Annotated in this window: 7 protein-coding genes; all 7 read right to left on the bottom strand. The window is 68.6% G+C overall.

Annotated elements, in window-relative coordinates:
* Positions 1-1755: ATP-binding protein (locus tag HRL41_RS11295; RefSeq protein WP_172137110.1), on the bottom strand; the 1755-nt coding region annotated here is incomplete at its 3' end.
* A gap of 117 nt (positions 1756-1872) precedes the next feature.
* A complete protein-coding gene (locus tag HRL41_RS11290) occupies positions 1873-3576 on the bottom strand; it encodes a VWA-like domain-containing protein (protein WP_172137109.1) in 1704 nt (567 codons plus the stop codon).
* 9 nt (positions 3577-3585) lie between these two features.
* On the bottom strand, positions 3586-5841 hold the full coding sequence (locus tag HRL41_RS11285; RefSeq protein ID WP_172137108.1) for a leucine-rich repeat domain-containing protein: 2256 nt from the start codon (positions 5839-5841) through the stop codon (positions 3586-3588).
* A 172-nt stretch (positions 5842-6013) separates the two neighbouring features.
* A complete protein-coding gene (locus HRL41_RS11280) occupies positions 6014-6346 on the bottom strand; it encodes a hypothetical protein (protein ID WP_165173985.1) in 333 nt (110 codons plus the stop codon).
* Between the two features lie 149 nt (positions 6347-6495).
* Positions 6496-6771, bottom strand: coding sequence for a hypothetical protein (locus HRL41_RS11275; RefSeq protein ID WP_165056837.1), 276 nt, complete (start codon positions 6769-6771; stop codon positions 6496-6498).
* 83 nt (positions 6772-6854) lie between these two features.
* Positions 6855-7214: an oxidoreductase gene (locus HRL41_RS11270; RefSeq protein WP_172137107.1), complete on the bottom strand. Its 360-nt coding sequence runs from the start codon at positions 7212-7214 to the stop codon at positions 6855-6857.
* Positions 7215-7234: 20 nt separating this feature from the next.
* Positions 7235-7669, bottom strand: a 435-nt coding sequence (locus HRL41_RS11265) for a molybdopterin dinucleotide binding domain-containing protein (RefSeq protein ID WP_305792298.1), incomplete at its 5' end; no start/stop codon positions are given.

Raw genomic sequence — 7669 nt, 5'->3', positions numbered from 1 at the left:
AGCCCCAGCCCCAGCCGCCCCAGCGCCGGCATCCGCCGCGCGGGCCGCCGCGGCGCGCGTCTCCTGCACCGCCACGTGCGCGCCGCTGCACGCGTCAGCCGCACGCCCGGCCACGTCAGCCGCGTCTCCCACCGACGAGCGCTCCTCGCGCCTGCCCACGGACAGCCCCGCCGCCGCGGCCGAGCCGGTATCGCGCGCGCTCACGCCCGCGCCGACGGCCTCTTCCGCAGCCTTGATGTTCTCGCTCAGGTCCTCGAGCATGCTCGCGCGCTCGGCGAGGCCCATGCGCGCCGCGTCAACCTGGAGCTCCTGGTTGTGCGCGTAGTACTTGTCGTTGCCGTAGTGCGCCACGAACTGCGTGGTGGGCTGGCGCGTGGCCAGCTCGGCGATGAACACGAGCATCTCGCGGCTCGAGAAGCACGCGTCCACGAAGTCGAACGCGTGGTCCATCTTCTCGCTCGCCGCCGCGGCGGCCGGCTTGATCTTCGCCACCTCGGCCTTGTACGCCGCCTCGACGACGCGGAAGGCCGCCTCGCCCGCCTCGGCCTTCTCGAGCGCGCAACGTCCCATGAAGTCCTTCAGCAGGCGGATGACCAGGCGCTCCCGGCGCACGTAGGAGCCGGCTGCCACGCCCGAGCCCACCTTGCGCGCCAGCGCGCGCTCGCGCTCCGCCACGCGCGTGCCGAGCGCGTCGGCGACCGCGGCGCCGGACAGGAGCTCGCCCTTCGCCACGCGCAGCACGTCGCGCAGCTGGACCACCACGCCCTCCTGCTCGAGCACGTCGGCGCAGGCGCGCGCCAGCACGTCGAGCATGAGGCTGATGAGCGCCACGCGCTCGTCGAACTCGGCCTCCTTCGCGCGCGCCCTGATGGCGTCGCTCGCCTCGCCCGCCAGGATGGTGTCCACCTGGTAGTCGGAGCGGTACTTCTCGAACAGCGCGTAGTACACCGCAAACGCGTCGGCGATCGCGTCGTCGCGCAGGAACTGCGCCACGAGCTCGCGGTTCACCGGCTTGCCCATCTCCTCGTACAGCGCGATGACGCGCGCGAGGTCCTCCCAGCCGCGCGCCGTCACGAACGCCTTGCCGCCGCCCGGCTTGCTCTCGACCTTGTAGAAGCACTCCTTCTTCGTCTCGAGGAAGGTGGTCACCGCCGGGTGCAGGCCGCACGCCGTGGCGTAGCCCTTCCACGCCGCGTAGTCGGGCTCCACGTCGATCTCGCGCAGGCGGTCGAGCGTCACGATGTCGAACTCGTGCACGCTGCGGTTGTACTCGGGCGGGTTGCCCGCGCACACCACCACCCAGCCGTCGGGCACCTTGTGCTTGCCGAACACCTTGAACTGGAGGAACTGGAGCATCGAGGGGTAGAGCGTCTCGGACACGCAGTTGATCTCGTCGAGGAACAGGATGCCCTGGCGCAGCCCCGTGCGCTCCATGTAGGCGTAGATGGCCGCCACGATCTCGCTCATCGTGTACTCCGACGCCTCGTACTCGAAGCCCTCGAACTCGCGGTGCTCGATGCGCGGCAGGCCGAGCGCGCTCTGGCGCGTGTGGTGCGTCATCGAGTACGCCACGATGCCGATCTCCAGCTCGCGCGCCACCTGCTCCATGATGGCCGTCTTGCCGATGCCCGGCGCGCCGAGCAGGAACACCGGGCGCTGGTGCGCCGGCGCGATCAGGTACATCCCGGCGTCGTCCTTCCTCAGGTACGCCTCGACCGTGTCCTTGATCTGCTGCTTCGCAGACGTTATGTTCATCTCAGCCTGTCCTTCCCGTCGCTTGGAAAAGCAACCTCGTCAGCCTCGCAAGCCCTGTCGGCCCCATCGGCCCTGCCAGCCAAGGCCCGCGCGGGCCCCTGCGCCTCGTCCGCCTCGTCAAGACGGGCGGAGCATGTCGATCCCGTTCTCGTCCACCACGACCTTCATGGCCCACGGCGGCACGGGCGGCAGCATCCGCTCCTCGTCGTCCATGAACACGAACGCCACGTCGTAGTCGGGCGTCTTCTCCGGGAACGTGCCCAGGCCGTCGGTGTAGTAGATGAGCCCCCTCATGTCGGAGAGCTCGCCGCGGCGGCGCAGCATCTCCACGTAGTCGAACGCGGGGCGGAAGTCCGTGCCGCCGAATCCGCGCACCTGGAATCGCTCCATCATCCGGTCCACGTCGCGCAGGCTCTTGAGGCGCGTGTCCGCCTGCACCTTCGCGTCGCATTGGATGACGTGGATGTTCACCTCGCTCGCATAGCTCTCCGAGCTCTTGAGCACGTCGAACGTGTGGCGCAGGAACTTCTTCACCAGCTCGCCGCTCACGGACTCCGAGGTGTCGATCACGATGGCGAAGTCGCGCACGCGCTCGGTCTCCTGGTACTCGAGCGGCTCCACGAGCGGCATGTTGCCGTACAGCTCCATCCCGTAGGCGTAGTAGATGTAGTCGAACTCGTCCATGTTCAGCTGCATCTCCTCGGCGTGCACCATGAACCGGCGCAGGAAGTCGGTGTAGCTGTGCCGCTTGCGGTTGGCCAGGGCCAAGTTCGCCATCAGGCTGCCGGCCGCGTCGCCCCACTCCTTCGAGAACGTCTCGAGGTTCATCTCGATCTGCTTGGAGATGTCCTCCCACTCCTTCTCCTCGCGCTCGGCGTCACGTTCGGCGTCGCGCGGGTCATGCTCGTCGCGCGCGCCCTCGGGGCGGTCGTCCCCGACGTCATCGGCGTCCTCGGGGTCCTCGGGCTCCTCCGGGCTCGCGTCGTCGGCGTCCGCGCCCGCGTCGGCCTCCTCCTCGGCGGCGTCGTCGGCGCCCGCCGCCCGGGCCTCCTCCTCGCCCGCGCTCGCGTCATGCGGCGCGTCGGCGTCCTCGGGCGTGCTCTCGCCCGGCGAGTCCGTGCGCAGCATGTCGGCGGTCACGTCCGGGTTCTCGTCGTCCTCGGACATCTCCTCCGCCGCGTCCTCGCGCGCGTCGTCGCCCTGAGCGCGCGCGTCGTTGTTGGCCGGCCACGCGCCGTGGTCGTCGCGCTCGAACAGGTCGTGCCACGCGTTGAGCGCGCTGCGGCCCAAACCCCGGTACTGCTGCCCCTCGGGGGTGAGCACCATGCTCTTGACCAGCGCGTACACCTTCCCCGGCAGCAGGTTGCCCACGAGCATCCTGATCTCGCTCACAGCCTGGCGGCGCTCGGCGTCCCCCTCGCTCTCGAAGCGGCTGCCGCACAGGTCCATCACCGCGCTCTCCACGATGATGTCGCACGTCAGGTTCCACGCCTCGCGGTTGTCGTGGTCCTCGTTGAACGGGTGGCGGAAGATGCAGTGCATCACCAGGTGCAGGTAGTCGCGCACCAGCTCGTCGAACGAGAGCTGGAAGCGCCCGATCACGCGTGGCGGGTCGAAGATCACGCGCCTGGCGTCGGTCGCCAGCGGGTAGGCCGCGCCCACGCGCATCGGCTCGAGGTCCATGCGCCACAGCGCCAGGTCGAGGAAGCGGAACTTGAGCATGAGCTGCACGCGGCACTCGTCGATGATGTCTTTGCCCAGGGCGTCCTCGCGCTCGCGTCGGGCGAGCTTGGCGTCAGGCATCTCGGGAACAGCCGGCATCGCTTCCTCCTACAGGTCGAAGTCGAACGCGTCTTGCCCGAAGCGGGTGCGCTTGACCTCGAGCAGATACCCCGTCATGGAGGCGTCCTGCAGCGCGCCGACGCGGTCGATCACGCGGTAGAGGTTGTCGCCGTTGAGGTATCCCAGGTCAAGCAGGGAGTCGATCGCGCGCTTGTCGTCGTGCTTCGCGATCTCCACGCAGACGTCCTCGATGTTGTCGCGCAGGGCGCGCTCGCACAGGCTGCGGTTCACCGCGCTCAGGTACACCGGGTCGGCGAGGCGCGCCATGATGAGCACGGCCTGGTCGTACACGCCGAGGCCCGCGTCGCTCTGGTGGTCGAAGCTGTTCGCGTTCACGATCGCGTTGTCGTAGTGCTCGAAGAGCATCTCGGGGTTCACGAAGCGCGGCACGCTCAGGGCGAGCATCTGCTGCTGCGCCCCGCGGTCGGTCTGCGGGAAGCGCCACTCGAAGAACGCGTGCCCCTCGACGGGCTGCGCCAGGTCGATGCGGATGAGCCCCACCAGGTCGCCCACGGCCAGCCCGCGGATGCCCACGTCCTGGATGCGGTCCGACAGGTGGATCTCCTCCAGCCCGCGGACGGCGTTGAACGCGTACGGCGCGATCTCGTCGACCTCCCCGGGCACGCGCACGACGCGCTCCGCGCCCGTGCACAGGAGCACGCGCGCACGCCCGCCCGGCTTGCGCTCGAGCAGGAGGCCGGGGAGCGTGTAGAACCGCGCGTTGCCCGCGCGCACCGTCACCTCGCGCAGCGACGGGTCGACGTTGCCGTGGTGCGCGCCGTAGGTCACGAGCGCGTTGAGCCCGACGTCCTCGAGCCCCGCCGGGATCTCGAGGCGCGTGATGACCGTCTCGAGGAGCGCCTCGTCGCCGATGCGGCGCACGCTCGCGGGGACGTTCACCTCGCAGAGCGCGCGGCACGACTTGAACGCCGCGTCGCCGATCTCCACGAGCCCCTCGGGCAGCACGACCGCGCGCAGCTTCCCGTGCATGGCGAAGGCCCCCTCGCCGATGCTCACGGTGCCGGGCTTCACCGCGTAGCGCTCCACCTCCGGGTCCATCATGCGCAGCAGGCGCAGGCCCTCCTCGCCGCGGTGGTACAGACAGCCCGCCTCGTCGAGCTCGAGGTGCGCCGAGCCCTCGGCGATGGAGAACGTGGCGTCGGGACCTGCGTAGGTGAGGTCGCAGTACGCGGCAAGCGGATGCCCGAGCTCCTCCACCGACGCGGGAACGCGCAGCTCGCGCAGGCGCGTGCGCGTGAACGCGTCGTCGTCGATGGAGAGCAGGCCCTCGCGCAGGCGCACGCGCTCAAGCTGCACGCAACCGAAGAACGCCTTCTCGCCGATGTGCTTGAGCGCCGCCGGGGCCTCGAACGCGGAGACGCCCGTGCGCGCGTAGGCGAACGGGCCGAGCACCTCGAGGCTGTCGGGCACCTCCACGTGCTCGAGGCACGCGAAGTGGCTCAGGCCCTTCTTGGCGATCATGCGGCAGCCGGCGCGCACCGCGTAGTCGCGCCCCGGCACCGCGAGCGCCACGAGCACGCTGCCGTCGCGGCTGTAGAGCGCCCGCCCGTCGGTTGCGAGGAAGGGGTTGTCGGCGCTCACCTCGATCGACGTGAGCTTGCTCTTCGCGAACGCGCCGGGGGCCACCTCGCCGGCGCCCGAGCCCACCACGAGCACGCGCAGGCCCTCCAGGTCGAAGAGGCTCGCGTCGAGCTTGGCCAGGCCGTTGGGAAGCGTCAGGTGCTCGAGGTTCGCGCAGCCGCGGAACCAGTCGGAGTCGAACGTCGCGAGCCCCTTCGGCAGGACGGCGCGCCTGAGCCGCCGGCATCCGCGGAACGCGCAGAACCCCATGAGCATGACGGTGTCGGGGCAGGTCACCTCTTCGACGTCCGGCAGGTACGCGCAGGCGTCGGGTGCGAGCGCGACCACCGGCTTGCCCTCGATCTGCCCAGGTATGCGCAGGCGGGAAGCGCGCGCCTCGCACTTCTCGACGCGCACCTCGGCGCCGTCGAGCACCACGTAGCGCCACGTGCTGCCCTCGTCGTCAACCCACGTGCGCTCGTCAGAGGCACGTGCCGCCTCGATGGCCGCCGCACGCTCGAGGGAGGCGCGCCGTGCCTTGAGGCGCCGCTCAGCCTCGGCCATCTGCTCCTTCGAGGCGATTCCGTCGCTCAGCGCCATGGGAGTGAACCCCCCGAAGCACGCGTCGAGCTTGCTGAGGTCAACTGCGTAAGAAACGCCCATGCTTCCATGCTGTCCATCGATCTTGCTGGTACTTCCCCACATCACGTCCATAATGCCCCTATTATACGCGAACTCGCCGGTCGGGCGCGCAGCAGGCGGCGCCCGTGCGCAAAGAAGGCCCGCCCGAGCAGCAGCTCAGGCGGGCCTCGAGACGGCTATGCCAGCCCCTCCCCTACTCGCCCCAGGGCGCGCCGGCGGGGTTGAGCTTGCGGCGGCGCGAGAGCTCGTCGGCGTACATGATGCAGTAGCGCAGGCCCTTGAGCGTCACGTACAGGCTCGCGATCTCGTGCTTGGAGCCGTGGTTGAACACCTCGTAGGTGAGGTACTCGCGGTCGATCATCGGCTGGTAGACGGGGCTGCCCTCCACCTTGCTCAAAAGCAGGTTGGTGGCCTGGCGGCCCAGCTCGTCCTGCTTGAGCGAGATGTTGTACAGGATGTCCTCCTGCGCGGGCTCCAGCCGGCCCAGCTCCTCGACCTCCGCGCGGATCTCGTCTTCAGTAGACATGAAAATGCCCTCCTTCTGTCGCTTTCCTTCCTTCAGGCAAACGTCCTGGCGCGAGGGTGCTTGCCTGAGGGGACTCGTTGCAGATGCTACAAAGAAGGCCCGCCCCGGGGTTGGGACGAGCCTTCCAGACAGCGAAAACTCTTGCGAGCTTACACGCCCTGATAGCCCTTGGACGGGTCGCTGTTGCCGACGCCGATGCCGGTGTCGCCGGCCTCGTTGCCGGTGCGCTTCGTGGAGGTGTAGCCGCCCCAAGCGCGGGCGATGAACTTGTCCTTCACGAAGAAGATCTGGGCCTTCATGAGGTCAGCCTGGGCGATGCCGAACTCGGCCATGGCGCCGGCCTTGTCCTTGCCGTCAGCCAGAAGAGCGTTGAGCTTCTCGGCGGCCTCGGCGGCGTCAAGCGCGAGGAATTCGTCGCGGGTCATATTTCCTCCTTGTTAGTGTCGAACGCGATGTCGTGGCCGCCCGCCGCGAGAGCCGGCGGCCACGACAATGTTACCACGTCAGCTTACAGCTGGAACAGAACCATCGGGCGGTCGAACTCCGCCATCTTGGCGATCATGTCCTCGAGGGTGCCGTAGTACATGGACGCGGACTCCTCGACCTGGACCGCCAGCGGGCGCTGGCCGGCCTTGTCGCCGTTGGTTCCCCAGTGCTCGGAGAAGATCGACGTCGGGCAGGGGATGTAGAACCACTCCCAGGCGTCGCCGTCGTTGCCCTCGCCCTTCTTGAAGGGGCCGACCTGGACCTCCTTGATGCCGAACTGGTCGAGCGGAAGGCCGAGCTCCTCCTTGCAGGCGATCTCTGCGGCGTGGTTGCCGGAGAAGTAGGTGTAGTCAACGAGCAGTGCGTACTTCTGATCTGCCATTTAGTGCACTTCCTTTCAAGTTAGTCCTGGTCGAGGCTGCGGACGCGCTTGATGTTGCACATAACGCCCTTGTACGGGGCGCCGAAGCCAAGCTTGCCGATGTTCATGTGCGGGACGAGGCTGTTGAAGTTGGACTTCCAGACGCCGAACAGGTTGGGCTCCTCGCCGTCCTGCTCGGGGAACCACCAGCCGTGCGCGCAGTTCAGGATGCCGGGCTTCATGACGGGCGTGATCTCGGCCTTGAAGCGGGCCTCGCCGAACATGTTGTAGACCTCGCACCAGTCGCCGTCGGTGATGCCGTAGGCCTTGGCGGTCTCGGGGTTGATCTGCACCCACGGCCACGGGTCGATCTGGCGCAGCGACGGCACGGCGCGGTGCTCGGAGTGGAAGGAGCTGTAGCGGCGCGAGCCGGAGGTGGTGATCAGCGGGTACTGGCCGGCCCACTCGGGCTTGCT

Origin of the sequence: Adlercreutzia sp. ZJ473 (assembly GCF_013185065.1) — a bacterium.
Classification (GTDB): Bacteria; Actinomycetota; Coriobacteriia; order Coriobacteriales; family Eggerthellaceae; genus CAAEEV01.
Note: the sequence above shows the minus strand (reverse complement) of the source record. Positions and strands in the feature narration are given on the sequence as shown.

Coding starts and splice junctions, on each gene's coding strand:
- HRL41_RS11290 (WP_172137109.1), bottom strand. CDS start 3,576: ATGCCGGCTGTTCCCGAGATGCCTGACGCCAAGCTCGCCCGACGCGAG.
- HRL41_RS11270 (WP_172137107.1), bottom strand. CDS start 7,214: ATGGCAGATCAGAAGTACGCACTGCTCGTTGACTACACCTACTTCTCC.
- HRL41_RS11275 (WP_165056837.1), bottom strand. CDS start 6,771: ATGACCCGCGACGAATTCCTCGCGCTTGACGCCGCCGAGGCCGCCGAG.
- HRL41_RS11280 (WP_165173985.1), bottom strand. CDS start 6,346: ATGTCTACTGAAGACGAGATCCGCGCGGAGGTCGAGGAGCTGGGCCGG.
- HRL41_RS11285 (WP_172137108.1), bottom strand. CDS start 5,841: ATGGGCGTTTCTTACGCAGTTGACCTCAGCAAGCTCGACGCGTGCTTC.